Below are 22,409 nucleotides of genomic sequence, written 5' to 3'. Positions count from 1 at the left end.
TCATCCTGATCGTCGGCATCGCCATCGACCTGCTCATCTTCAGCCCCCTGGAGCGACAGGTCCTGCGCAGCCGAGGCCTCCTGGTGAAGGGCTGAACCGGCGGTGGACCTGCCGCCCGAAGGGCCGGCGACGCTTCGCGTCACCGGCCCTTCGGCGTGCCTGCCGATGCGCTGACGGGTGTTCGGCGTACGTGCCGTGCGCTGACGGGCGTTCGGCTTACCTGCCGACGTGCTGACGTGCCGACGTGCTGACGTGCTGACGTGCTGACGTGCCGACGTGCTGACGGGTGGTCGTGGCCGAGACGGCGTTCCGGATCGTGGACCCCTCCGGTATCGCGGTCCGGACCGGCAGGCGCTCACGGCACGGGCGTGGCCGCGCGCACGGCCTGGTGGACGGCCCGGTGGACGGCCCGGGCCAGGCGGGCGCCCCACAGCGAGCGGGGACCGGCGAAGGCCTGCGTCTCGGCGCCGGGCCGGGGGACGGCGGCGGCGACGCACACGGCGTCGGTGGGGGTGCCCGAGCAGTCCAGGCCCGCTTCCACGAGCGCCTGCACCTTGGCCTCGGTGGCCGTCGCCACGGCGTTGACCAGGGCGGCGTCGGTCAGCGGCACCGGGAGCGCGATGAGGATGTTGACAGTGCCGGGCGCGGCCGGCCCGGCCGTGCCCTCGGCGCCGGAGGCGGCCCACCCGCGCACCTCCACGCCCGCGGTGACCACGGCCTCGGCACCGCCGTCGTGGGCGTGGGCGTACGCCGACACGTCGGCCGCCGTCATCAGGCCGACGCCCGCGCCCGGCAGCCCCAGGCCCTCCGCCAGCTCGGCCAGGTGCCGGTCGGGGTCGGTGCGCCGGTAGCCGTGCGCCACCTGGGCGTTGAGCACCCAGTCCCGCTCGCCGAGGCCGCCGCCGAGCACGGCGTTGCTGATCATCCGCTGTCCGGGCCCCGGGGCCCACAGCAGGGCGGGCAGCAACTCGCCGTCCTCCTCGCGGGTCAGGCACTGCACGAACAGCGCCCCGGGCGCGGAACGGGGGCGGGGGACGAGCGCGGTCACCGGACGGGACTCCTCACATGGACGGGAACCGGCCGATCGTACGCCCTCGTCCCGCGGTGTTCTCTCGGCTGCCGGACCGGTGGCGCGGGACCGCCGCGCACGGTCCTGGATCGGGGTGTGACCGCACCTCGGACGGGAAGTCGGCAGGTCATGGGGATGACGGATGATCTGCACGACGGCGACCACCGGCTGGCCCGGTGGTCGATCGCATCCGGGCCCGCCTGGGTGCGCACGGTGGCGCCCGCGGTGCAGGAGGCCGCCGAGCACACCAAGGTGTGGTGGGCGGCGGCGACGGTGATGGCCGCTTTCGGCGGGTGGCGTGGCCGGGTGGCCGCCACCGCCGGGGTGGCGGGCATGGCCACGGCGCAGGTACTGGCGAACGCGGTGGCCAAGCAGCTGTACCGGCGGCGCCGTCCGCCGAAGGAGTGGATACCGGCGGAGTACCGCCACGACCGTCCGGACAGTTCCTCCTTCCCCTCCGGGCACACGGCCGCCGCCGTCGGCTTCGCCGCTGCGGTCGCGCCGGTGTGGCCGGCCGCCGGTGCCGTCTGCGGTCCGGCGGCCGCCGCGGTGGCCGCCGAGCGGGTGCACAGCGGCGCGCACTACCCCTCGGACGTGGTCGTCGGCGGCGCGATCGGACTGGCCGCGGCCGCCCTGGTCCGGGCGGCGCCGCGGCTGTCGCGGCACCTCTTCTGACGGGCGGTGATACGTCGTCGCCGGGGTACTCGGGCACCCGATCGCACGGTGGACCGCCGGCGGCCGAGGACGACACCCGAACAGCACGGGGCGTGCCGACACCCCCGACGAAGGAGCAGGTGAGAACCCATGACAGCAGACGGCTCCCCCCGCACCGGCAGCCAGGCGCACGAACCGGTCGGTGAACTGGTCAAGCGCGCCTCGCAGCAGCTGTCGGATCTGGTCCGGGACGAGATGCGCCTGGCACAGGCGGAGATGACGCAGAAGGGCAAGCGGTACGGCAAGGGCGGCGGCCTGTTCGGCGGCGCCGGTCTGATGGGTGTGCTCACCCTCCAGGCCCTGGTGGCCACCGTGATCGCCGCGCTCTCGCTCGTGCTGGACGTCTGGGCGGCGGCGCTGATCGTCACCGGCGTCCTGGCCGCCGTCACCGCGCTCATGGCGGCCCTCGGCAAGAAGCAGATCGACAAGGCGGCCCCGCCGAAACCGCAGATGACCACGGCGAGCGTCAAGGCCGACGTGGCCGAGATCAAGGAGAAGGCACACCGATGACCCAGGACAAGCCGCAGTCGGGCGATGAGACCGCGCGTTCTCCCGAGGAGCTGCGCGAGCAGGTCGAGACGACCCGCAAGCAGCTCGGTGAGACCGTCGAGGCGCTGACGGCCAAGACGGATGTGAAGGCCCGGGCGCACGAGCAGGCGGAGGCCGTCCGGCACCAGGTCTCCGAGAAGACCACTCAGGTGAAGGCCCGGGCCCATGAGCAGACCGAGGCCGTGCGGCACCAGGTCTCCGAGAAGACCGCCCTGGTGAAGGCGCAGGTCCGGGACCGGGCGACGCACGCGGCCGATGTGGTGCACGACAAGACCCCGGAGCCGGTGTGGGAGAAGGCCGGCCAGGGTGTGCGTGCCGCGCGGTCCCACCGCACTCCGCTGCTCGCCGCGGGCGGCGCGCTGGTCGCGGTGCTGCTCGCCCGCCGCTACTGGAGGCGTCGATGAGAGCCTCGAAGATCGTTTACAAGCCGGTCGGGACGGCCCTGGGCGCCTTCGGCGGCGTGCTGGCCGGCGCGGTGTTCAAGCAGCTCTGGAAGAAGCTCGGGCACGACGAGGACGCCCCGGACGCCACCGACGAGCAGCGCCGCTGGCGGGAGGTCCTGCCGGCGGCGATCCTCCAGGGCGCCGTCTTCGCGGGCGTCAAGGCCGTCGTCGACCGTGGCGGCGCGATCGCGACCCGCCGGGCGACGGGTGCCTGGCCGGGCTGACCGCGCCGGGTCCGCGCCGGCCGGGTCCTGTGGCCGCCGTTCCCTGCCCCGCACGGGGTGAGGGAACGGCGGCCGCTCTCGGGTCAGGCGGGGGTGAGCTGCTTCCAGACCTGGGCGGCGGTGCCGTTGCACTCGTGGATCTGGACGCGGACGCCGTTGGCGAAGTCCGCGTAGGGCACGTCCAGGCACTTGCCGGACCGGGGGTTGGTGAAGGCGGCCGGGGTGGGCTGGTCGTAGCGCCACTGCTGGGCGCCGGTGCCGTTGCAGGCGTGGATCTGCACCTTGGTGCCATTGGCGGTTCCCCCGCCGGCCACGTCCAGGCACTTGCCGGAGTTCGGGTTGACCAGCGTGCCCTCGGGTGTGAGCTGCCAGAGCTGGCCCAGGGAGCCGTTGCAGTCCCACAACTGCACCGGCGTGGCGTCCTCCGTGCGGGCGCCGCTGACGTCCAGGCAGTGGGCGCCGCCGTCGGGACTGTAGGTGAACCGGGTGGGCGTGGCCGCCGGGCCGGTCACGGTGAAGGTGCACCAGGCGGACCAGGCGGACGGGCCGTCGGGGCTCTCGGCGCGGATCCGCCACTGGTAGTCACCCGCGCTGAAGGTGCTGGTGGGGATCTGGATGTCCCATCCGTGGCCGAGCGGCCCCGTGGTGACCGGGTAGGTCTGGAACGGCTGCTCCCCCAGGCGTGCGAGCTCCACCGTCCCGCCGAGACCGGGCTGGGGGTCCACGCCCGGGACGGAGGCGGCGAACAGCGGTCCGAACGTGTGGGTGGTGCTGAACGTCGGCTGGGGCTGAGCGCCACAGAGCTGGAAGCCCGCGTAGGGGCCGTCGGAGATCCGCAGCGTCTCGGGCACATCGGTCGTCGTGGCCGCCGACGCGGCGGCGGGAACGCCGAGCAGGGCTATGGCCAGGCCCAGGGCCGCCAGGGCCGCGGAACGTATCCCTCTCATGCTCAACTCCATCGCAAGATCGAATGTCCGGCTGAGGAGAAGTGCACACCGCCGGACGCTCCTCTGTCAGCCGTCACGTGGCCCGCGTAAGAGTTCCGTCATCTCCGCGCTGACCAGCGCAGCGGGACAGTGAGGCGATGGGGGCGGCGATCAGCAGGGTGGGCCACGCCCGGGGGCGCCCGGGGGCCGCGCCGGACACGGGTCCGGCGCCGCCTCCGGGCTCGGTACCTGGGCTCGACGCTCCGGGCTCAGTGGTCGTTGTCCCGTCGCACGCCGAGGAGCGGCTGTCGAGGGGCAGCGGAGCGCGATGTGCGCTTCCCTGGAGGAGAGTCCCCGCCGCCTCTCACCACCGCACAAGCGGCGCCAGCGCCACTGGGGAGATCCGAGATGAGCCGGAATCCGACCTCGACCACACAAGGGGTGCAGGCGTCCCCGCGGGAGCGGGCGGACCGGGGCAAGGCCGCGCGAGCGCGCGCGCCCCGGTCGTCGCATGCCCAGTTCACGCGCTCCCGGCACCGTCCGGACCCGGTGGACGTCATCGAGCGGCAGTCCGCGACGCGGGTGCCGGAACTCGTCCCGCTCCGCTACGGACGGATGGCGGAGTCACCGTTCCGCTTCTACCGGGGCGCGGCCGCGATCATGGCGTCCGATCTGGCCGCGACGCCCGACTCGGGGCTGCGGGCCCAGCTGTGCGGGGACGCCCACATGCTCAATTTCCGGCTGCTGGCCTCCGCCGAGCGCAATCTGCTCTTCGACATCAACGACTTCGACGAGACGCTGCCCGGGCCGTGGGAGTGGGACGTCAAGCGGCTCGCCACCAGCCTGGTGATCGCCGGGCGCGAGAACGGCTTCACGGACGAGCAGCGCGCTCTGATCGTCCGCTCCGCGGTGCGGTCCTACCGCGAGCAGATGCGCCGGTTCGCCCATATGCGCACGCTCGACGTGTGGTACGCCCGTTCCGACGCCGCCCAGTTGACGGCGCTGGCGTCCGGCCGGCTGCACCGGCGCGGCCGGCAGCGCTTGTCGCGCTCCCTGGCGAAGGCACGCACCCGCGACAGCCTCCAGGCCTTCGAGAAGCTGACCGCGCTGGTGGACGGCGAGCGACGGATCTCGGCCTCGCCGCCGGTCGTCACACCGATCGCCGACCTCCTCCCGGACGTCGAACGCGGCATGGTGGAGTACCAGTTGCGGAGTCTGCTGGACCGGTACGGCGAGAGCCTGCCGACCGACCGCCGGCACCTGCTCCGGCAGTTCACCCCGGTGGACTTCGCGCGCAAGGTGGTGGGCGTCGGCAGTGTCGGCACGCGGTGCTGGATCATCCTGCTCCTCGGCCGGGACGGTCAGGACCCGCTGTTCCTCCAGGCGAAGGAGGCCGCCGCGTCCGTGCTGGCCCCGTACGCGGGAGCCACCCGGTACGCCACCGAGGGCGAGCGGGTGGTCGCCGGGCAGCGGCTGATGCAGGCCGCCGGCGACATCTTCCTCGGCTGGGAGCGGGTCACCGGCATCGACGGCCGCGAACGGGACTTCTACGTACGTCAGTTGCGGGACTGGAAGTTCGTCGCCGAACCGTCCCTCATGCTCCCGCGCGGCATGCGGCTCTTCGGCGAGCTGTGCGGGGCCACCCTCGCCCGCGCCCACGCCCGGTCGGGCGACCGTATCGCCATCGCCGCCTACCTCGGTGGCAAGGACGTCTTCGACCGTGCGCTGGTGTCCTTCGCCGAGAGCTACGCCGACCAGAACGAGCGCGACCACAAGGCGCTCCTGGACGCGGTCAGGACCGGGCGGGTCAAGGCACGGACGGCCGGCTGAGGACGGCCGCGCGGCGGTGCCCTCATCGGCCTCCTCCCCCATGAGTCCCCTCCGTCATGAGTCCCCTCCGTCATGAGTCCCCTCCGTCATGAGCCCTCTCTCCGTCATGGCCCCCTCCACGGTCCCGTCCACCGGACGGCGCCCCCTGCGCCGTCCCCGCGCTTGCGCTGTCGGTGTCGGTGTCGGTGTCGCTGTCGGTGTCGGTGGCACTCGTACCGAGACGGCGTGCCAGGAAAGGTTCGCCGGAGAGGACCGCCCCCACGGTGAGGCCGACGGCGACCGCCACGCACACCACGATCAGCCAGGACAGCAGCACGAAGACCGAGCCCGCCGGTCCGTAGTCGGCGATGGCCCGGTTGAGGGCCCTCGGCATGTACAGCCGCGCGGTCAGCGACAGGCAGGTGACCGCCAGGGCCGCGAGGACGGCGCCCGGCAGCAGAGGCGCCCAGCGGATCAGGCCGCCGAGCAGGAGGTACTGGGTCCACCACCACAGGGCGATCTGCACGGCCACGACGAGCGGGATCCCCAGCCACGCCCCGGCGCCGAAGCCGTCGCGCAGCGGCCCCTGCAACGTCAGCGCTCCCACCCAGACGACCATCCACACCACCCACCGCCAGGGAGCGACCTTCGTCCCGGCCCGTGGGATCGCCCAGGCCCGTTTGCACAGCCGCTGAAGGGCACGGCTCACGGCCGTGGCCGTCAGCAGCACGAGCACTCCGCCGATCACACCGGTGGCCTGCCGAAGCTCGTCCGTCGGCGGCTGGAACACCTGCTGCAACTGGTCCCTGGACGCCCCGGTCAGCCCGAAGACGGCGCTCACCGACGCGACGAGCTGGTCGTGGACGGCCTTCGGGGTGCAGGCGGCGACCACGAACAGCAGCGGGACCGCGGTCAGGAAGCACTGGGCCGCGAGGCGGGTGGCGGAGTCGAAGATGTTCACCGCCACCATGCGGTCCGCCAGCCGGGTGACCACCGGGTGCCGGGACTCGACCCGCGCGTGGAGCGCCTGCGCGCGGACGGCCATCCGGCCGAACCGCTCGTGCCACCAGGAGGCGCGCAGGACGCGGACCATCAGGCGCGGGCGGGGGCGGTGCCTGGGCACGGCGACCGGGTCACGGCCGGCGACGGCACCCGTGCGGGAGTCTCCATCGTTGCTCCTTCCCAGGACCAGAGTGCGCGAGAGGGCACCGAAGGTGCGACCCGGCCGGTCCGGTGCTGCAATGGCTGAGGGGTTCCGCGCCCCCGTCCCGCGCCCCCGCGCCGCGTGCGCACCCCGCCCGGGCCGACGGCACCGGCGGGACGCCTCGCCGGCGCCCGTTGCCGAGGAGTGGCCATGCATCACGACCCCGAGGACATGGGGCCCGTCGACTACCTGATCGTCGAGTTCCCCGGCAGCCGGATGACGGGCGAGGGCCTTCCCCTGCTGGTCGACCTGGTCGAGCGCGGCATCATCCGGCTGCTCGACCTCGTCTTCGTGCGCAAGGACGCCGACGGCTCGGTCACCGCGGTGGAGCTGCGGGAGCTCGGGGCCGGCGTCGATCTGACGGTGTTCGAGGGTGCCTCCTCAGGGCTGCTGGACCAGAGCGACCTCGACGAGGCGGGCGTGGCGCTGGAGCCCGGCAGCTCCGCGGCGGTCGTCGTGTACGAGAACGCCTGGGCCGCTCCGCTGGCCCGCGCGCTGCGGCGCGGCGGGGCCCAGCTGGTGGCGAGCGGGCGTATCCCGTTCGAGGACCTCATGGCGTCGCTGGAGGCGGCCGAGGCGGCGGCGAGCGGGACGATCCTGCCGTGATCTGACAGGGCGTTGGCGTTCGCGGGTCCGGCGACCGGTCCCGCGGCGGAGGCGAGCGCGCGGGTTTCCGCCGCTCCAAATGATCGCCGACCGGGACCTCGCCATGCTGCCGCTGCTGCCCGGCTGCAAACCGGCCGCGGCCTCGGTGCTGGTGCACGCGGGCGGCCTGCCGGAGGCCTTGGTCGCGTACTTCGAACTGGCGTGGGAGAGGGCCTGTCCGCTGTCGATGAACTCCGCGGGCGACGACGTCGAGGAGAGCCGCGACGACCGGATCGACGAGCTGGACTCGCGCGTCCTCGGGCTGCTGCTGTCGGGGCTGACCGACCAGGCGGCCGCCGGCCGGCTCGGCATCTCCCGGCGCACCTTGCGGCGACGGCTCGGCGAGCTGATGGCGAGGGCCGGCGCGGAGAGCCGCATCCAGCTCGGCCGGCCGGCGGTGCGCAAGGGCTGGGCCTGAGCGCGGCTCGCGTTCAGGGCCGCATGACCCGCCGGCCCGCCGGCCCGTAGGCGTGCCGGCTCGCCGCGCCGAGCGCGGGCCTCCGCCTTACGCTGAGGTGACGCGTCCGGGTGAACAGCGGCCGGAAGGGGCGCCCCGGTGGACGAATACCCCCTCATCGAGAACCACGGCCTCCTCGGCGATCTCCAGACCGCGGCGCTGGTGACCACTGACGGAACGGTCGACTGGCTCTGCCTTCCGCGGTTCGACTCGCCCAGCGTGTTCGGCGCGCTGCTGGACAAGGACAAGGGCGGTCACTGCACGGTCCGGCCGCGCAGCGCGACCCACGCGACCAAGCAGCTGTACCTGCCCGACACGGCGATCCTGGTAACCCGTTTCATGACCGAGGAGGGCGCCGGGGAGGTGCTCGACTTCATGCCCGTCACCGGCAGCACGGCGACGGACCGCCACCAGCTGGTGCGCATGGTCCGCTGTGTGCGCGGGAGCATGTCGTTCGAGATCGAGGTGGCGCCGCGGTTCGACTACGGGCGCACGGCGCACCGGCTGCACCTCACCGAACAGGGAGCGGTGTTCGAGCCGGACGAGGGCGCGCCGCTCACCGTGCACGGCATCCGCGAGCCGGAGGACGCGCGGCTGCTGGACGTCCTCATGGACCGGCGGGACGACCTGCACTTCACGCTGACGCTCCGGGCGGGCCAGCAGCGCGGGTTCGTCCTGGAGTCGGGCGCCGACGGACCGCCCCGGCCGATCCGGCTCCACGAGTACGAGCGGATCTTCGGCCACACGGTCCGGTTCTGGCGCTCCTGGCTGGCGCAGTCGACGTACACCGGGCGCTGGCGGGAGACCGTCGAGCGGTCCGCGATCACGCTGAAGCTCATGACGTACGCCCCCAGCGGCGCGCTGGTGGCGGCGCCGACCACGGCCCTCCCGGAGCAGCTGGGCGGCGAACGCAACTGGGACTACCGGTTCACCTGGATCCGCGACGCGTCGTTCTCCGTGTACGCCCTGCTCGGACTGGGCTTCACCGAGGAGGCGCAGGCGTTCATCGGCTGGCTCAGCGACCGGGTCAGGGAACGGGCGGGCAGCGACGGTGACTCGGGCCCGCTGAACATCATGTACGCCGTCGACGGCTCCTCCGACCTGGACGAACAGCTCCTGGACCACTGGGAGGGCTACGCCGGGTCCGCGCCGGTGCGCATCGGCAACGGTGCCGCCACCCAGCTCCAGCTGGACATCTACGGCGAGGCGCTGGACAGCATCTACTTCGCGCACCGGCACGGGCTCCAGGTGGGACACCGGGGATGGACCTCGCTGCTGACCAACCTCGACTGGCTGGCCGACCACTGGGACCAGGCGGGCGAGGGCCTGTGGGAGACCCGCGGCGGACGCAAGCACTTCACCTACGGCCGTGTCATGTCCTGGGTGGCGTTCGACCGCGCACTGCGGCTCGCCGAAGCCACCGGCCGGCCGGCCACGCCCGCACGCTGGCACGCCGCCCGGGACGAGATCTACGACCAGGTCATGTCCAAGGGCTGGAGCGAGGAACGCCAGGCCTTCGTCCAGCACTACGGCGGTGAGGTGCTCGACTCCTCGCTGCTGCGGATGGCGACCGTCGGCTTCATCACCCCGCACGACCCGATGTGGCACTCGACGCTCGACGCCATGGAGGAGGAACTGGTCAGCGACAGCCTGGTCTACCGCTACGACCCGGCGGCCTCGCCGGACGGGCTGCGCGGTTCCGAGGGCACCTTCTCGCTGTGCACGTTCATGTACGTCGACGCCCTCGCCCGGGCCGGCCGCACCGACAAGGCCCGGCTGGTCTTCGAGAAGATGATGGGGTACGCCAACCATCTGGGCCTGTACTCCGAGGAGATCGACCTCACGGGCCGTCAGCTGGGCAACTTCCCGCAGGCGTTCACCCATCTCGCCCTGATCGACGCGGCCATCACCCTCGACGCGGCTCTGGACCGGCGGTAGGTCCGGGTCCGGGTTCCGGTCCGGGTCCGGGTTCCGGTCCGGGTCCCGGTCCCAGCAGGACGAGCGTGTCGCCGTCCGTCACGGTGAGCCGCGCGGCGTCGGTGGCCGGCTCCAGCCGGCCGTCCCGCCGTACCACGAACAGCGGTTCGTGTCCGGCCGGCCGCCCGGCCGACGCGGGCCGCACGTGGAAGCGCTCGCCGCGCTCGTAGCGGGCCGCCAGGGCGTGGCGGGCCAGGTGCGGGCCGAAGGCGGGGTCTCCGGCGGTGTGCGGGGCCACCACTCCGCGGCTGTCGGGAGGCGGGGCGACGCGGCGCACGGGCCCGTCGACACCGTCGCGCATGACGATCGCGGCGAGGGCGTTGAAGTCGTCGTCGCCGGTGAGCAGGAAGACGGAGGTGACACCTTCCAGCCGGGCCTGCGGGTCGGTGGCCGCGGCCATCAGCTCGCCGGCGGCGAGTTCGATCCCGGCCTCCTCGATCCGGTTCCGCTGCCGCGTGTCACCCGCCCACATCAGTACGTCGAGTCCGGCGGCGCGCAGCGACCGGGCGAGGTCGACGACCCAGGGGTCACCGCCCACCAGCAGCGGCCGGGCCCGCACCGGCCCGGCGACACCGAGCCGGGCGGCCACCGGCCGCGCGGTCAGGCCGTAGACGAGGACGGTGCCGACGATCACCAGGAAGGTGATGGGCAGGATCTCGTCGGCGTCGCGCAGGCCGGCGGTGGTGAGCGAGGCCGAGAAGGTGGTGGCCGTGGAGGCGGCGACGATGCCGCGCGGGGCCATCCAGCCGACGAAGACCCGCTCGGGGGTGGTGAGTTCGGTGCGGGCGGTGGACAGCAGCGCGATGACCGGCCGGACCACCAGGACCAGGACGACGACGAGGACGGCGGAGGGCAGCAGCACCGGGACGAGGGAGTCCGGGGTCACCGTGGCCGAGATGGAGACGAACAGCAGGCCGATGATCAGCTGCACCAGGGTCTCGAAGAACGGGTGGCGTGCCGGCATGTCGAAGCCGGGCAGGTTGGCGACGGTCAGCCCGGTGACGATGGCCGCGATGAGCCCGGAGTCGTCGTAGACCAGGTCGCAGCCCACGGCGACCACGACGACCGTGGCCAGCTGGGCGAGGGTGCCGAGCGTCTCGCCGAGGCGGAGCCTGCCGAGGGTGAGCCAGAGCAGCGCGGCACCGGCCGCGCCGCCGAGGAAGCCGATGGCGACGCTCCCGAGGAACGTGCCGACGCGGAAGTGCCCGGTCTGGAGGCCTCCGGAGAGGATCGAGTGGAAGACGACGGCTCCCAGGATGCCTCCGACCGGGTCGACCAGTGAGCCCTCCCACATCAGGACCCGGCGCACCTGGTCGGACGGTCCGACGTGTTCGAGCAGGGGGCCGACGACGGTGGGGCCGGACACCACCAGGATCATGCCGAGCATGCTGGCCACGGCCGCCGGTACGCCGAACAGCACGAGTCCCAGGAACAGCACGCTCGCCCAGGTGAGCACCACGCCGAGCACCAGGAGCCGGACGACGACCGTGCGCGTGGCGGCCCGCAGGTGGCGCATGTTCAGCCCCAGCCCGGCGTCGTAGAGGATGATCGCCACCGACAGCGACACCAGTACGGAGAAGTCCGGTCCCACGAGCTTGTCGGGGTGGACGACGTCCGTGAGGGCGCCGGCGGTGAATCCGGCGGGCAGCAACAGGATCAGGGCGGGGATCCGCAGCCGGCTCGCGAGGATCTGCGAACCGACGGCGAGCGCCACGGTCAGGCCGATGCCGAGCAGGATGTCTTCCTCGCTCACCGCGCTCCCTTCCTTGGGTGGCGGCCCGCCTCGGGGTCAGTGCTCGCCACCGGCACCGCCGCGTCGCAGGTCGGCGTCGGTCAGCGGCTCCAGTTCGCCGCGGGTGTCGAGCCAGTAGAGCAGGGCGACGGCGGGGAAGATCAGCAGGACGGCGACGAGGGTGACCACGGCCAGCCAGCGCAGGGTGGTGTCGGCGCCGGCGCCCTCGCCGACGGTCAGGGACGTCGGGACGAGGTACGGGCGCTGTGCCATGCCCCAGGCGATGACGGCCGAGGCCACCACGGTGACCGCGGTGACGCGGGAGAGGGCTCCCGCGCCACCGCGGATGAGCGCCCAGCCGGTCGCCAGGGTGGCCAGGGCCGCCAGCACGACGAAGACCAGTCCCACGCCGTGGGTGAGCCCGTGCCATACGTGGGTGGCGTCGCCGTGGGTGACGATCAGCGTGATCACCGCGAGCACGACGACGGCCGCGAGCGCGCCCAGCGCGCGCCGCCGGAAGTGGGCGACGAGATCGGGTGCGGCGAAGCGACGGGCGTCCGCGGCGAGGAACACCGCGCCGAGCAGTGCCGTGGTCGCGACGGCGAGCAGGCCGAACAGGACGGACGTGGGATTGGCCCAGGCGTCCGCCGAGGCCTTGGTCCCCTCCGTCACCCGGCCCGAGGCCACTCCCCCGGCGGCGGCGCCGAGGAAGAACGGCGTCAGCACCGAGGAGAGGGCGAACACCGCGCCGTACAACCGCCGGCCGGCGAGCCGCCGGGCGGCCTTGCGGAGGGCGAATCCGGCGCCGCGCAGCACGATGCCCACGGCGGCCAGCGCCAGCGGCAGCCACAGGGCGGTGAAGATCCGCTGGAAGAGCACGGGGAAGCCCGTCCACATGATGACCAGCACGAAGATCAGCCAGACGTTGTTGACCTCCCACACGGGCGCCATGGCGTGGTCGATCAGCCATCGCGGGCGTTTGCCGCGCTCGGCGCCGCCCGCGGTCAGGTCCCAGAAGCCCGCTCCGTAGTCGGTGCCGCCGGCGCAGGCGTAGGCGGCGACGGCCAGCAGCAGCACGACGGCGATGACATCGGCGATCACGGTCGGCCCGTCTCGGGGGGATCGGCCGGCCGGCCCGGTGGCCCTGGCGCGTCCGCGGTCAGGACGGCGGAGCGCGGCCCGTACGGGGTGTCGGTCTCCGGTGCCTCCGGGGGTTCGGTGCGCGCGTCCGCCTCGTCGGCGAGCCGCCAGCGGGTGCGCATCCTCAGCAGCACCGCGAGGAACGACGCGAAGATGAGGACGTAGACGACGACCACCAGGCCGAACATGATCCACAGGCTGGTGGAGCGCGTCGAGGTCACCGCCTCGGAGACGCGCATGTTCTGGTAGACGATCCACGGCTGGCGGCCCACCTCGGTGGTGATCCAGCCGCACTCGACGGCGACCACCGAGGCGACGCCCGACACGGCCGCGCAGCGGTAGAACCACGGCGAGGCGGGCAGTCGGCGGCGGCGCAGCCAGACGAAGGCGTACCAGAGGGCGAGCAGCGCCAGGACGGAGCCGATGCCGACCATGATGTCGAAGGCCCAGTGGGCGATGGTCGCCTGGGCGGCCGTCGGCCGCTGGTCGGCGGGTACGGAGGTCAGCCCGGTCACCTCGGTGTCCGGGTGGAACCCGGCGAGGACGGAGTCCAGTTGCGGGATGCGGATGCCCCCGGAGACGCTGCCGTCCGGATGCAGCCGGCCGAACAGGTACTCCGGCACATGGGTGTCCGTCTTCCAGACGATCTCCATGGCGGCGAACTTCACCGGCTGCTCGTGGAACACCCGCCGGGCGATGGAGTCGCCCAGCACGAACTGCACCGGTGTGAAGACCGCCGCCACGGTGAAGGGGATCGTGAAGCCGAGCCGGTGGTAGCGGTCCCGGCGGCCACGCAGCAGGCCGACGGCGTAGACCCCGGCCACCACGTATCCCGCGGTGACGAGCATGGCCACCACGAAGTGCCAGTACTGCGGGCCGAACATCGGCGTGAAGATCGCCTTCCAGATGTTCACATCGATGGGATCACCCGCGGAGTCCAGGCGGAAGCCGCGCGGGGTGTTCATCCAGGAGTTGGCGGCCAGGATCCCGAACGCGCCGAGCAGGGCCGCGGCGGGCAGCGGCAGGCCCAGCAGGAAGTGGGCGCGGGCCGGGAGCCGGCGCCAGCCGTACAGGTAGACGGCGATGAGGACGGCCTCCAGGAAGAACGCCCACGCCTCGACACCGAACCCGATGCCGAAGACGTCACCCCACTTTCCCATCAGGCCCGGCCACAGCAGCCCGAACTCGAAGGACAGCACGGTGCCGGTGACGACGCCGATCGCGAACTGCACCGCCATGACCGCCGACCACCGACGGGCCAGCAGCAGCGCGGTCGGGTCGCCGCGGCGCAGTCCGTACCCGTGCATGATGAGCGTGATCAGCGGCAGGGCCACGCCGAGCGGTACGAGGATGATGTGGGACGCGAGGGTGAAGGCCATCAGCGATCTGGCCGGAAGCATCTGGGCCGGTGCTTCCGCCAGCAACTGGACCGTGGTCATACGCGGTTGTCTCCCGGGGCCGACGCGAGGGGGGTGGGTCAGCCGCCGGTGGCGAACCCGGGGAAGAGGGTCATCCCGCCGTCCACGTAGAGGGTGGTGCCGACGACGTAGTCCATGAGGTCGGAGGCCAGGCCGACGGCCGCGTTCGCGATGTCCTCGGGGTCGCCGACCCGGTCGTAGGGGATGAGCCGCAGCAGGTCGTCGCGGGCCTCCGGCGTGTCCCAGGCGTCGCGGTTGATGGGGGTCATGACGGCTCCCGGGGCGATGGCGTTCACCCGGATCTTCTTCGGCGCGAGTTCCTGGGCCAGCGTCTCCATCATCATCTGGACGCCTCCCTTGGAGGCGGCGTAGTTGACGTGCCCGGCCCACGGGATGATCTGGTGCACCGAACTCATGCAGATGATCTTGCCTGCGGCGCGGGAGACCTCCGGGACCACTCCGCGGCGCAGGAACTCCTTGGCCGCTTCCCGGGCGCACAGGAACTGGCCGGTCAGATTGACGTCCAGGACCTTCTGCCACTGCGCGAGGGTCATCTCGGTGAAGGCGGCGTCGCGCTGGAGACCGGCGTTGGCGACCAGGATGTCGATGGTGCCGAACTCCTGGACCATCCGGTCCATCATGGCGACGACCTGGCCCTCGTCGGAGACGTCCGCCTCATGGGCGACCGCTCGCACCCCGAAGGACGCGATCTCCTCGACCACTGTGTCGGCCTCCTCGCGGCCGGCCACGTAGTTGACCACCACGTCGGCCCCCGCCCGCCCCAGGGCGATGGCCGTGGCCTTGCCGATACCGGAGTTGGCGCCGGTGACCAGCGCCTTCTGGCCCTTCAGAAGGTGCGAGGGAATCACCGCCCGGGACGCGCTCTCGGTGGCACTCATCATCGCTTTCCTCCCGTGGACCGACCCGGACACCGGGCCTCGGCCCGGCCCGGAGTGTCACGGTCACGCAACCACCTCGCGCCGGGGGCCGTACTCCGGGCGCGCTCCGGACTGGGCCGACGGTGGAGGATTTCGCCCGGTCGGGGGTTCCCGTTCGGGGGTTCTCCTTCGGGGTTCTGGTCCGGGGGTTCCTCGCCGGGGCGGGCGGCGGGTCTCAGTGAGGTCCGGCCGGCTTGCCCACCGGCGGCACCGCGGGGCCGGGCGGCAGGAGTTCGACCGTCACGAACGCCGCCACCGCCGCGAGAATCACCACGGGGATCATCTCCGAACCGCCGAGCACCAGGACGACCAGCACCGCACTGCTGACCGGCAGCCGCAGCGCCGCCGCCGCCGCGGCCGCCATGCCCCCGGCCAGAGCGGGCACGACCCCGAGGCCGGGCAGGGGTGCCAGCAGCACGCCCGCCGCGGCTCCCAGGAACAGCGCGGGGAAGATCGGGCCGCCTCGCAGCGAGCCGAGGCACAGCGCGTACGCCACCCCCTTGCACAGCAGCACCGCGACCAGGGCGCCGACGCCCCAGGCGTGCGGGTCGTCGGCCAACTGGGCCAGTACGGCCTGGCCCGACGACGCGACGTCCACCGGCGAGCGGTCGGTGACCAGCGTGTACACCGAGGCGCACACCCCGGCGGCGAGAGCGCACAGTGTCGTGTGCAGGACGATCCGGCGGGCGACGAACCTGGCCGCCAGACGCCCTCCGCCGAGGATCAGATGGACGCCGGCCGCGATCCCGACGGCCATCAGCAGCGACCAGACCACGTCCCCGGTGTCGAGCCGCGGGGACGGCAGATCGGCCGGCAGGGTCAGACTGCCGGTGGACAGGCCGGTCCAGCGGCCGAAGCCGGTGAAGACGAGGAACCCGATGCCGCTCGACAGCAGCGCCGGCAGCATCACGGCAAACAGCTGAGGACCGCCCACGCCGGCCACCTCGATGAGGATCACCGCGCCGACCAGCGGGTTGCCGAAGATCGCGGAGAGCGCGGCGGCCGCTCCGGCGGCGCCGAGCAGCACCGTGCTCTGCGGTGTCGACGGTGCGCGGGCCAGCTGCGCGAACCACACGGCCAGGCCCCCGCCGAGCGCGATGAGGGGCGCCTCGGGGCCGAGGGTGGCGCCCAGCGGCAGGCTCGCCGTCGCCGCGAGGACGACACCGGGCAGGGCCGCGGGTGCCATGCCGGCGGAGTGCAGGCCGCCGGCCGGGATGTGCCCGCCGGCGCCCGGCAGATGCCGGACGACCAGGCCCACGGCGAGACCGCCGAGCGGCAGCAGCGGCAGCGGCCACCACCAGGGAGGTGTGTCCCATCCGAGGTGTTCCGGCAGTACCGCCCACATGACGTGCTCCAGCTCGTGGAGCCCCGCGAGGAACCAGAAGGCGGCCAGGGCCACGGGGACACCGATGAGCGCGGAGAACACCAGCGCCTTCTGGTAGGCGGGTTCGCGCAGCATCTCCCGCAGCCGGTCGGCCTCCTCGGGTTGCGTCCCGCCGGCGTGCGCCGCGTCGGACGCCCGCCTGTCCACCACCGCGTTCCCGCCCTAGCCCAGCAACCGGCGCTTCTGCGACTCGAACTCCTCGTCGGAGAGCACACCCTGGGCCTTGAGGTCGGCCAGCTGCTTCAGCTGATCGATCTTGTGGGACATGTCGTCCGTGAGCGGCTGGGACACCGCGGGCTGGGCGGGCGGCGGGGCGGGCTGTGCCGGCTGGGCGGGTGCGGCGTAGCCCGGCGGCTCCATGAGCTGCCGCTGGTCGGCCTGCTGCGCCCACCGGCCGGCCTGGCGGCGTGACACGCGGTTGGACACCGCGGTGGCCGTGCCGGAGATCACGGCGGTCCGGGCGATCCCGCGCAGGAGTCCTGGCATGGTGCTCACCTCTGTGTGATCGGTGCGGTGAGTCCGCAGTCCCCGTCATTTCAGCACCGGACCGCGGGCCTCGCACTTCCTGCGGGCCGACGGGCGCTCCCGCCGGCCCCTTGCGGAGAGAAGTCGCGAAGGTGACGTAAGGGATGACTCGGCGCCGGAGGGCTAGGGTCGACGGGTGAGCCGAATCGAGGAGACCACCGAGGGTGCCGGGCCGTTCACGACCCGGCTGACCTGGCGCCTCAAGGACGGTGGCGTCGCGATCTGGGAGTCCCGGCCGGCGCGCAAGCGCGGCCTGCTCACCGTGCGGGCCGCGGGCGAGGCGGAGTCGCGCCCGCGGAGGGCGGACAGCGTGTCGGCCGGCCGTCTCCGCCGGCTGAACACCGTCGCCGCGGGCGCGTTCACGATCGGCGGGGCCCTGTTCGCCTTCGGAGCCGGGGTGGCCCAGTTCGGCACGAGGGGTGCGACGGGCGCCTGGATCTACTTCGTCGGCGGTCTGTTCTTCAACACGGGCGGCTACGCGTCACTGCTCCAGGCGGTCAACGCTCCTCACCACGACCGTGACACCGGTGCGCCGACGGCACGGCACTGGAGGTGGTGGAGCTACGAGCCCGGCCGGATCGACTGGCTGAGCACGTTTCTGCTGTTCGCGGGAACGCTCGTCTTCGGCATCAACCTGCTCAGCTCCCTGCTGCAAGGGCTCTCGGTGCAGCAGGTGAACAGGCTGGTGTGGGCCCCCGACGTGGTGGGATGCGTCCTGTTCCTGGTCTCCGGGCACCTCGCGCTGGTCGAGGTCTGCCACGGCCGCTGGGGCGTCCGTCCGCGCGATCTCGGCTGGTGGATCGTCGCCGTCAACCAACTGGGGTCCGTGCTCTTCATGGTCTCGGCGCTGGCCGACTTCACCCGCCCCGCGACCGGAAGCGTCGTGAACGCCGACATCGCCAACTGGGGCACCCTCACGGGAGCGCTCTGCTTCTGCGTCGGAGGGGTGCTCCAGTACTTCGAACGCCCCTGACGAACGCGCCCTGTCGTCCGCCGGGGCCCGATCGTCCGACGGTTGACGTCCGGGCCGCGCGCGGACACGGTGATGCCCGTGCGGGCGGTGAGCAGTTCCCCGGGCAGTGTCCGCCGGGACACGCCCTGACGTATCGTCAGGAAGTCCGTGAACTCGACACCAGTAGCGCGCAGGACCGCTGTGGGTCTCATCAGGAGGTACCCGTGAAGATGCTGATCAACGTTCCGGAGACCGTCGTCGCGGATGCCCTGCGGGGCATGGCGGCGGCGCATCCCGAGTTGATCGTCGACGTGGAGAACCGGGTGATCGTACGGCGGGACGCGCCCGTCGCCGGGAAGGTCGCGCTGGTGTCCGGCGGCGGCTCGGGGCACGAGCCGCTGCACGGGGGTTTCGTGGGGCCCGGCATGCTGTCGGCGGCCTGCCCGGGAGAGGTGTTCACCTCGCCGGTGCCCGACCAGATGGTGCGGGCGGCGGCGGCCGTGGACAGCGGGGCCGGCGTGCTGTTCGTGGTGAAGAACTACACCGGTGACGTGCTCAACTTCGACATGGCCGCGGAACTCGCCGAGGACGAGGGCATCCAGGTCGCCAAGGTGCTGGTCGACGACGACGTGGCGGTCACCGACAGCCTCTACACCGCCGGCCGGCGCGGTACCGGGGCCACACTGTTCGTGGAGAAGATCGCCGGCGCCGCCGCGGACGAGGGGCAGCCGCTGGAGCGGGTGGAGTCGATCGCCCGCCGGGTCAACGAGAACTCCCGCAGCTTCGGTGTGGCGCTGAGCGCCTGCACCACTCCCGCCAAGGGCAGCCCCACCTTCGATCTGCCGTCCGGGGAGCTTGAGTTGGGGATCGGCATCCACGGCGAGCCCGGCCGCGAACGGCGGGCGATGATGACCTCGGGCGAGATCGCCGACTTCGCCGTGCACGCGGTCCTGGAGGACCTCGCTCCGCGCAATCCCGTCCTGGTGCTGGTCAACGGCATGGGTGCGACGCCGCTGCTGGAGCTGTACGGCTTCAACGCGGAGGTCCAGCGGGTGCTGGCCGAGCGCGGGGTCGCCGTCGCCCGCACGCTGGTCGGCAACTACGTGACCTCGCTCGACATGGCCGGTGCCTCGGTGACGCTGTGCCAGGTCGACGAGGAACTGCTGCGGCTGTGGGACGCTCCGGTGCGTACGGCGGGCCTGCGCTGGGGTATGTGACCGGCGCCCGACGCGATCAACCGACGTCTCACGCAAGGAGATCCAGTGCTCGACGCCGATTTCTTCCGCCGCTGGATGGCGGTGACCGCCGCGTCCGTGGACCGGGAGGCGGACCGGCTCACGGCCCTCGACTCACCCATCGGGGACGCCGACCACGGCAGCAATCTGCGGCGCGGGTTCACCGCGGTGACCACCGTGATCGAGAAGGAGGCCCCCGGCACGCCGGGCGCGGTGCTGACGCTGGCCGGACGGCACCTCATCTCGACGGTCGGCGGTGCGTCCGGGCCGCTGTACGGCACCCTGCTGCGGCGGACCGGCAAGGCGCTCTCGGACGCCGGTGAGGTGAGCGAGGAGCAGCTGGCGCGGGCGCTGCGCGCGGGCGTGGAGGCGGTGATGGCCCTGGGTGGTGCCGCGCCGGGCGACAAGACCATGATCGACGCGCTGGTGCCGGCGGTGGACGCGCTCGCCGACGGCTTCGGCGCGGCACGCGTCGCCGCCGAGGAGGGCGCGCTCGCCACCACTCCGCTGCAGGCCCGCAAGGGGCGGGCGAGCTATCTGGGCGAGCGCAGCATCGGCCACCAGGACCCGGGCGCCACCTCGGCGGCGCTGCTGATCGCGGGCCTCGCGGAGGCCGCCGGTGAGTGACACGGGCGCGGAACGGCTGGTGGGGATCGTCCTGGTGTCGCACAGCGCGCGGGTCGCGGAGTCCGTCGCCGAACTGGCGCGTGGGCTCGCCGGGGGCGGCGCCGCGGTGCCGGTGGCTCCGGCGGGCGGTACCGAGGGCGGGGAGCTGGGCACCAGCGCGGAACTGATCGCCGCGGCGGCGGCCGCCGTGGACCGCGGCGCGGGCGTCGCCGTGCTCACCGATCTCGGCTCCGCCGTCCTCACCGTGAAGGCGCTGCTCGCCGAGGGCGACGAGCTTCCCGCCGACACCCGGCTGGTGGACGCCCCGTTCGTCGAGGGCGCCGTCGCCGCGGTCGTCACCGCCGCCACGGGCGCCGACCTGGACACCGTGACAGCGGCGGCCTCGGAGGCGTACGCCTACCGCAAGGTCTGAGCAGCACGACGGCGGCGCCGGGGCCCGTGCCCACGGCGCCGCCGTCGGCGGTACGCGGTGGGAACACCCCCAGGAGTCAACCCCCGAGCAGCACGGCGGCGTCGGCGTCCTGTGCCCGGGGGTCCGCCGCCGGCCGTACGCGGTGGGAACCCCCTCGGCGACCGGGCCGTTACGCCCACGCTCACCGCCGTGGTCCGCCCGACGGCGGGGCCCGTGCGCCCCGCCACCACCCGCCGCCCGCGACACGACCCACCCGCACGCCGCCACCGCTCGCACGCCGCCCCAGGCCCGAGTGCCCGCCGGCACCGCGGCTCGGGCACCGCGCCACCACCCACGGCCTGCGGCCCGCACCCGCGCACCAACCGCCCCGCGGCCGGCCCCGGCCCGCCGCTCACCCCACCCAGCCGCACCCCGAGTACGCCTGCCCCGAGCCCGTCCGCCCGCCCGTCCTCACCGCAACCCTTCCGTCACCACCTCCAACGCCGTCCGCATCGCCGCCGTCAGGTGGGACTCGGCTGTCGCCGGGGCGGTGTGCGGGTCCGACGTGGTCCAGGCGTAGTGCTCGACCGCCGCGCGCAGGGCGGCGTTGAACATGGCGGCCTGGATGGCGGGGCGCAGGTCGTCGGCCGGGAGGCCGGCGCGTTCGGCGAGGGCGTGGGCGAAGGCCGGTTCGGCCTCGTCGTAGGTCTGGAGCCAGATCGCGCGCAGTCCCGGCTCGGTGCGGGTGAGCCGGACCAGCGCGCCGAGGGTGGCACGCTCGGGGCCGGCGGTCCAGTGCGTGCCGGGCGGCGCGAACGCCCGGTCGAAGGCGGCGGTGAGGTCCTGTCCGGGCCGCCACTGACGCAGGCACTCGGCGATGGCGTCGATGCCGGCCGTGAACAGCGGCCGTACGCAGCTCTCCTTGCTGGGGAAGTACCGCCAGACGGTGCGGGCGGAGACGCCGACCGCCTGTCCGATCTGCTCGCCCGTGGTCGCGGCGACGCCCTGACGGACGAACAGGTCGACCGCGGCGCGGGCGATGTCCAGCCGCGTCTCGGCCTTGCGTTCCTCGGTCAGGGGCGGTCGGCCCGTGCGTCCGCGACCTGCGGTCATCTGTTCCTCCGGCGCCGGTGATCGGTTTGGGGAATTGTCCCCGACCGGAGGGACGGCACCTCGACGCCGCGACTTTATGTCACTCACAGACAATAAGTCGTAGAGTGGCGCCGCATCGGGCCTCCGGCCCTCCCCCGCTGAAAGATCAGGAGCACCCCCATGGCCACAGGACTCGACGGCCGCAGCGTCATCGTCACCGGAGCGGCGTCCGGCATCGGGCGGGCCACCGCCCTGGCCTTCGCCGCCGAGGGCGCCCGGGTCGTCGTCGCCGACCTCGACGCCGACGGCGCGGACTTGGTCGTGCGACAGATCGAGCGGGCGGGCGGTACGGCCGTCGCCGTGACCGGCGACCTGAGCGAGCGGGAGGTCGTGGACCGGGTCGCGGCAACCGCCGTCGAGCGGTTCGGCGCAGTGGACGTGCTGGTGAACAACGCCGGGATCATGGACCGGATGTCGGCGCTCGCGGACGTCACCGACGCGGAGTGGGAGCGGGTGATCCGGATCAATCTGACCGCGCCGTTCCTGCTGACCCGCGCGGTGCTGCCGCACATGCTGGCCGCCGGTCGGGGCGCGATCGTCAACACCGCCTCGGAGGCGGGCCTGCGCGGCAGCGCGGCGGGCGCCGCGTACACCGCGTCCAAGCACGGCGTCGTCGGCCTGACGAAGAACCTCGCGGTGATGTACCGCAAGCAGGGCATCCGCGCGAACGCGATAGCCCCGGGCGGCACCCACACCGGCATCGTGGTGGAGGCCGAGCAGGGCGCGCACGGTCCGGCGGCGCTCGGCCCGCACTTCGTCAACACCGGGCGGCTGGCGCAGCCGGAGGAGCAGGCGGCGGCCATCGTGTTCCTCGCCTCGGACGCGGCGAGCAACGTCAACGGCGTGGTGCTGCCGGTGGACGACGGCTGGTCGGCCGTCTGACCGGGCCTCGGTCCAC

At 73.2% G+C, this 22,409-nt stretch carries 23 protein-coding genes and 1 pseudogene; 14 read left to right on the top strand and 10 right to left on the bottom strand.

Features of this window, described 5'->3' with window-relative positions:
- Positions 1 to 95: pseudogene (locus tag ABT232_RS31170) on the top strand (ABC transporter permease); the annotation flags it as partial.
- Positions 96 to 355: 260 nt separating this feature from the next.
- Here the strand turns inward: ABT232_RS31170 and ABT232_RS31165 are convergent.
- Complete coding sequence (locus ABT232_RS31165; RefSeq protein ID WP_351846058.1) at positions 356 to 1,048, bottom strand: adenosylcobinamide amidohydrolase; 693 nt, start codon at positions 1,046 to 1,048, stop codon at positions 356 to 358.
- A gap of 150 nt (positions 1,049 to 1,198) precedes the next feature.
- Between ABT232_RS31165 and ABT232_RS31160 the strand changes: the two genes are divergently transcribed.
- From ABT232_RS31160 to ABT232_RS31145, 4 genes are all read left to right on the top strand, one after another.
- Positions 1,199 to 1,744, top strand: coding sequence for a phosphatase PAP2 family protein (locus ABT232_RS31160; protein ID WP_351846056.1), 546 nt, complete (start codon positions 1,199 to 1,201; stop codon positions 1,742 to 1,744).
- A 129-nt stretch (positions 1,745 to 1,873) separates the two neighbouring features.
- Complete coding sequence (locus ABT232_RS31155) at positions 1,874 to 2,293, top strand: phage holin family protein (RefSeq protein ID WP_351846054.1); 420 nt, start codon at positions 1,874 to 1,876, stop codon at positions 2,291 to 2,293.
- Positions 2,290 to 2,736, top strand: coding sequence for a DUF3618 domain-containing protein (locus ABT232_RS31150; RefSeq protein WP_351846052.1), 447 nt, complete (start codon positions 2,290 to 2,292; stop codon positions 2,734 to 2,736). Before ABT232_RS31155 ends, ABT232_RS31150 begins: the two co-directional genes overlap by 4 nt.
- Entirely contained in the window at positions 2,733 to 2,999 is a 267-nt protein-coding gene (locus ABT232_RS31145) for a DUF4235 domain-containing protein (RefSeq protein WP_351846049.1), read from the top strand. The genes ABT232_RS31150 and ABT232_RS31145 overlap by 4 nt, the downstream gene beginning before the upstream one ends.
- 83 nt (positions 3,000 to 3,082) lie before the next feature.
- On the opposite strand, the gene ABT232_RS31140 is transcribed toward ABT232_RS31145, so the two are convergent.
- A complete protein-coding gene (locus tag ABT232_RS31140) occupies positions 3,083 to 3,946 on the bottom strand; it encodes an RICIN domain-containing protein (protein ID WP_351846046.1) in 864 nt (287 codons plus the stop codon).
- 387 nt (positions 3,947 to 4,333) lie between these two features.
- Between ABT232_RS31140 and ABT232_RS31135 the strand changes: the two genes are divergently transcribed.
- Positions 4,334 to 5,755: a DUF2252 domain-containing protein gene (locus ABT232_RS31135; protein WP_351846043.1), complete on the top strand. Its 1,422-nt coding sequence runs from the start codon at positions 4,334 to 4,336 to the stop codon at positions 5,753 to 5,755.
- Positions 5,756 to 5,825: 70 nt separating this feature from the next.
- Here the strand turns inward: ABT232_RS31135 and ABT232_RS31130 are convergent, their stop codons facing one another.
- Positions 5,826 to 6,857 carry a YhjD/YihY/BrkB family envelope integrity protein gene (locus tag ABT232_RS31130; protein WP_351846040.1) on the bottom strand — a complete coding sequence of 344 codons (1,032 nt, stop codon included), beginning with the start codon at positions 6,855 to 6,857 and terminating at the stop codon, positions 5,826 to 5,828.
- A 231-nt stretch (positions 6,858 to 7,088) separates the two neighbouring features.
- Between ABT232_RS31130 and ABT232_RS31125 the strand changes: the two genes are divergently transcribed.
- From ABT232_RS31125 to ABT232_RS31115, 3 genes are all read left to right on the top strand, one after another.
- The gene (locus ABT232_RS31125) at positions 7,089 to 7,544 is read left to right on the top strand and encodes a DUF6325 family protein (protein WP_351846038.1); all 456 of its coding nucleotides are present in this window, start codon (positions 7,089 to 7,091) and stop codon (positions 7,542 to 7,544) included.
- Between the two features lie 79 nt (positions 7,545 to 7,623).
- Entirely contained in the window at positions 7,624 to 8,001 is a 378-nt protein-coding gene (locus tag ABT232_RS31120; protein WP_351846035.1) for a helix-turn-helix domain-containing protein, read from the top strand.
- A gap of 138 nt (positions 8,002 to 8,139) precedes the next feature.
- Positions 8,140 to 9,978 carry a glycoside hydrolase family 15 protein gene (locus ABT232_RS31115; protein ID WP_351846032.1) on the top strand — a complete coding sequence of 613 codons (1,839 nt, stop codon included), beginning with the start codon at positions 8,140 to 8,142 and terminating at the stop codon, positions 9,976 to 9,978.
- Here ABT232_RS31115 and ABT232_RS31110 read toward each other — a convergent pair.
- From ABT232_RS31110 to ABT232_RS31085, 6 genes are all read right to left on the bottom strand, one after another.
- Positions 9,947 to 11,770 carry a cation:proton antiporter gene (locus ABT232_RS31110; RefSeq protein WP_351846030.1) on the bottom strand — a complete coding sequence of 608 codons (1,824 nt, stop codon included), beginning with the start codon at positions 11,768 to 11,770 and terminating at the stop codon, positions 9,947 to 9,949. The two genes, ABT232_RS31115 and ABT232_RS31110, sit on opposite strands and share 32 nt — an antisense overlap.
- 36 nt (positions 11,771 to 11,806) lie before the next feature.
- Entirely contained in the window at positions 11,807 to 12,850 is a 1,044-nt protein-coding gene (locus tag ABT232_RS31105) for a cytochrome d ubiquinol oxidase subunit II (protein WP_351846028.1), read from the bottom strand.
- The gene (locus ABT232_RS31100; RefSeq protein ID WP_351846025.1) at positions 12,847 to 14,328 is read right to left on the bottom strand and encodes a cytochrome ubiquinol oxidase subunit I; all 1,482 of its coding nucleotides are present in this window, start codon (positions 14,326 to 14,328) and stop codon (positions 12,847 to 12,849) included. Before ABT232_RS31100 ends, ABT232_RS31105 begins: the two co-directional genes overlap by 4 nt.
- Before the next feature lie 38 nt (positions 14,329 to 14,366).
- Positions 14,367 to 15,206 (bottom strand): SDR family oxidoreductase, encoded by an 840-nt coding sequence (locus ABT232_RS31095; protein ID WP_351846066.1) that lies wholly within the window; start codon positions 15,204 to 15,206, stop codon positions 14,367 to 14,369.
- A gap of 214 nt (positions 15,207 to 15,420) precedes the next feature.
- The gene (locus tag ABT232_RS31090; protein WP_450871870.1) at positions 15,421 to 16,704 is read right to left on the bottom strand and encodes a chloride channel protein; all 1,284 of its coding nucleotides are present in this window, start codon (positions 16,702 to 16,704) and stop codon (positions 15,421 to 15,423) included.
- A gap of 87 nt (positions 16,705 to 16,791) precedes the next feature.
- Positions 16,792 to 17,115: an SHOCT domain-containing protein gene (locus ABT232_RS31085; protein ID WP_351846020.1), complete on the bottom strand. Its 324-nt coding sequence runs from the start codon at positions 17,113 to 17,115 to the stop codon at positions 16,792 to 16,794.
- Between the two features lie 175 nt (positions 17,116 to 17,290).
- On the opposite strand from ABT232_RS31085, the gene ABT232_RS31080 reads away from it, so the two are divergent.
- From ABT232_RS31080 to dhaM, 4 genes are all read left to right on the top strand, one after another.
- Complete coding sequence (locus ABT232_RS31080; protein WP_351846017.1) at positions 17,291 to 18,127, top strand: hypothetical protein; 837 nt, start codon at positions 17,291 to 17,293, stop codon at positions 18,125 to 18,127.
- 203 nt (positions 18,128 to 18,330) lie between these two features.
- Positions 18,331 to 19,323, top strand: coding sequence for a dihydroxyacetone kinase subunit DhaK (gene dhaK, locus ABT232_RS31075; RefSeq protein ID WP_351846015.1), 993 nt, complete (start codon positions 18,331 to 18,333; stop codon positions 19,321 to 19,323).
- Positions 19,324 to 19,368: 45 nt separating this feature from the next.
- Positions 19,369 to 19,968 carry a dihydroxyacetone kinase subunit DhaL gene (gene dhaL / locus ABT232_RS31070; protein ID WP_351846012.1) on the top strand — a complete coding sequence of 200 codons (600 nt, stop codon included), beginning with the start codon at positions 19,369 to 19,371 and terminating at the stop codon, positions 19,966 to 19,968.
- Positions 19,961 to 20,380, top strand: coding sequence for a dihydroxyacetone kinase phosphoryl donor subunit DhaM (gene dhaM, locus ABT232_RS31065; protein ID WP_351846010.1), 420 nt, complete (start codon positions 19,961 to 19,963; stop codon positions 20,378 to 20,380). Before dhaL ends, dhaM begins: the two co-directional genes overlap by 8 nt.
- A gap of 450 nt (positions 20,381 to 20,830) precedes the next feature.
- Here the strand turns inward: dhaM and ABT232_RS31060 are convergent, their stop codons facing one another.
- Positions 20,831 to 21,472 carry a TetR/AcrR family transcriptional regulator gene (locus ABT232_RS31060; RefSeq protein ID WP_351846008.1) on the bottom strand — a complete coding sequence of 214 codons (642 nt, stop codon included), beginning with the start codon at positions 21,470 to 21,472 and terminating at the stop codon, positions 20,831 to 20,833.
- A 159-nt stretch (positions 21,473 to 21,631) separates the two neighbouring features.
- Here ABT232_RS31060 and ABT232_RS31055 point away from each other — a divergent pair, with 159 nt between their 5' ends.
- Positions 21,632 to 22,393 (top strand): SDR family NAD(P)-dependent oxidoreductase, encoded by a 762-nt coding sequence (locus ABT232_RS31055; protein ID WP_351846005.1) that lies wholly within the window; start codon positions 21,632 to 21,634, stop codon positions 22,391 to 22,393.
- Positions 22,394 to 22,409 lie beyond the last annotated feature (16 nt).

Origin of the sequence: Streptomyces sp. NPDC001532 (genome assembly GCF_040298625.1) — a bacterium.
Taxonomy (GTDB): Bacteria; Actinomycetota; Actinomycetes; order Streptomycetales; family Streptomycetaceae; genus Streptomyces.
Note: the sequence above shows the minus strand (reverse complement) of the source record. Positions and strands in the feature narration are given on the sequence as shown.